The organism is Stenotrophomonas sp. 3diitr2024 (assembly GCF_042136455.1).
In the GTDB taxonomy this organism is placed as follows: domain Bacteria; phylum Pseudomonadota; class Gammaproteobacteria; order Xanthomonadales; family Xanthomonadaceae; genus Stenotrophomonas; species Stenotrophomonas sepilia.
Window position 1 is genome coordinate 1 of sequence record NZ_JBHHMJ010000326.1, and the last position, 2958, is coordinate 2958.

Consider the following 2958-nt stretch of genomic DNA (forward strand, 5'->3'; position numbering starts at 1 on the left):
GAGCCGAGCCCATGCTCGGCTGCGGCGTATTGCCGGCCGAGCCGGGCATGGGCTCGGCCCTACAGCATCGGTAGGGCCCCTAAGTTCCTGATTTGTGCCGGTAAAATCCCCGTAAAGGGAGGCGGAAAACGGCCTGTTGTGGTAGTATCCACAGGTTGAATCGAGGTTCCGGCACGACCCCCTCCCGCAGAGGGTTGCGCCGGACTGGACCGCTACCAGACAACGGAACCCGAATGGCAGAAACCGCCAAGGAAATCATCCAGGTCAACCTGGAAGACGAGATGCGCAAGAGCTACCTCGATTACGCCATGAGCGTGATCGTGGGCCGCGCGCTGCCGGATGCGCGCGACGGCCTCAAGCCGGTGCATCGCCGCGTGCTGTATGCGATGAACGAGCTCAACGCACACAGCAACAAGCCCTACTTCAAGTCGGCGCGTATCGTCGGTGACGTCATCGGTAAGTACCACCCGCATGGCGACCAGTCGGTGTACGACACGCTGGTGCGCCTGGCGCAGCCGTTCTCGCTGCGCTACATGCTGGTCGATGGCCAGGGTAACTTCGGCTCCATCGACGGCGACTCCGCCGCGGCCATGCGATACACCGAAGCGCGCATGTCGCGCCTCGCGCACGAGCTGATGGCGGACATCGACAAGGAAACCGTCGACTTCCAGCCCAACTACGACGAAAAGGAACTGGAGCCGACGGTCATGCCGACCCGGTTCCCGAACCTGCTGGTCAACGGCTCGGCCGGTATCGCGGTGGGCATGGCGACCAACATCCCGCCGCACAACCTGAGCGAATCGATCAACGCCTGCATTGCGCTGATCGACAACCCGGAGATCGACGTCGACGGCCTGATGGAGTACATCCCGGGCCCGGATTTCCCGACTGCCGGCATCATCAACGGCACCGCCGGCATCGTCGCTGGCTACCGCACCGGCCGTGGCCGCGTGCGCATCCGTGCCAAGGCCGATATCGAAGTGGCCGACAATGGCCGCGAATCGATCATCGTCACTGAAATTCCTTACCAGGTGAACAAGGCGCGTCTGATCGAAAAGATCGCCGAGCTGGTCAAGGAAAAGAAGATCGAAGGCATCAGCGAGCTGCGCGATGAGTCCGACAAGGACGGCATGCGCATCTACATCGAGATCAAGCGCGGCGAATCTGCCGAGGTTGTGCTGAACAACCTGTACCAGCAGACGCAGATGGAATCGGTGTTCGGCATCAACATGGTGGCGCTGGTCGACGGCCGCCCGCAGTTGATGAATCTGAAGCAGATGCTGGAGGCGTTCGTCCGCCACCGTCGCGAAGTGGTCACCCGCCGCACCGTGTTCGAGCTGCGCAAGGCGCGCGCCCGCGCCCATGTGCTGGAAGGCCTGACCGTCGCGCTGGCCAACATCGACGAGATGATCGAACTGATCAAGACCTCGCCGAACCCGAACGAAGCACGCGAGCGCATGCTGGCGCGCGTGTGGGAGCCGGGCCTGGTCGGTGCGATGCTGGGTGCCGCCGGTGCCGAAGCCTCGCGCCCGGAAGACCTGCCCAAGGGCGTGGGCCTGATCGAGGGCGGCTACCAGCTGACCGAGATCCAGGCCACCCAGATCCTGGAAATGCGCCTGCACCGCCTGACCGGGCTGGAGCAGGACCGCCTGACCGACGAGTACAAGCAGCTGCTGGAAGTGATCGCCGGGCTGATCCACATCCTGGAAGATCCCGACCGCCTGCTGCAGGTGATCCGCGAGGAGCTGGTCAACGTCAAGGCCGAGTTCGGCGACGAACGTCGCACCGAAATCCGCCACAGCGAAGAAGACCTGGACATCCTCGACCTGATCGCACCGGAAGACGTGGTGGTCACCGTGTCGCATGCCGGTTACGTGAAGCGGCAGCCGGTGAGCGTGTACCGCGCACAGCGCCGCGGTGGGCGTGGCCGCAGTGCGGCGGCGACCAAGGAAGAGGATTTCATCGAACAGCTGTGGCTGGTCAACACGCACGACACGCTGCTGACCTTCACCAGCTCGGGCAAGGTGTTCTGGCTGCCGGTCTACCAGCTGCCGGAAGCGGGTTCCAACGCCCGCGGCCGTCCGATCATCAACTGGATTCCGCTGGAACCGGGCGAACGCGTGCAGGCCGTGCTGCCGGTGCGCGAGTACGCCGATGGCCAGTTCGTGTTCTTCGCCACGAAGAACGGTACGGTCAAGAAGACCCCGCTGGGCGAGTTCGCCTTCCGTCTGGCCCGCGGCAAGATCGCGATCAACCTCGATGAGGGCGATGCGCTGGTCGGCGTCGGCCTGACCGACGGCCAGCGCGACATCCTGCTGTTCGCCTCCAACGGCAAGACCGTGCGCTTCGGCGAGGACAAAGTCCGCTCGATGGGCCGTACCGCAACCGGCGTGCGTGGCATCAGGATGCCGGCCGGCGAGGAAGTGGTCAGCCTGATCGTGGCCGAAAGTGCCGGTGGCATCGAGGACGAGAACGAGGACGACAACGGTGTCGAGGAAGCCGCCGCCACGGGTGATGCGGTGATCGATAGTGCCGACGACGCCAGCGTGCAGTACATCCTCACCGCCACCGAGAACGGCTACGGCAAGCGCACCCCGCTGCCGGACTACCCGCGCAAGGGCCGTGGCACGCAGGGCGTGATCGGCATCCAGACCACCGAGCGCAATGGCAAGCTGGTCGCCGCAGTGCTGATGGGCTCCCGCGACGAAGTCCTGCTGATCTCCGACGGCGGTACGCTGGTGCGTACGCGTGGCTCGGAAATCAGCCGCGTCGGCCGCAACACCCAGGGCGTGACCCTGATTCGCCTGTCCAAGGACGAGAAGCTGCAGGCGGTGGAGCGCATGGATGCCTCGATCGACGAGGACGAGGACGGCGTGCGCCTGCGCCTGGATGACGGGCGCCGCCTGGAAGCGGCGTTGGCGGTGGCCGCCGACGGTGCCGAATCGACCCTGCGCCAGC

At 65.0% G+C, this 2958-nt stretch carries 1 protein-coding gene; it reads left to right on the plus strand.

Features of this window, described 5'->3' with window-relative positions; translation table 11 throughout:
* Window positions 1-233: 233 nt before the first annotated feature.
* Window positions 234-2958, plus strand: a 2725-nt coding sequence (gyrA, locus tag ABGA94_RS07935; RefSeq protein ID WP_375366952.1) for a DNA gyrase subunit A, incomplete at its 3' end; no start/stop codon positions are given.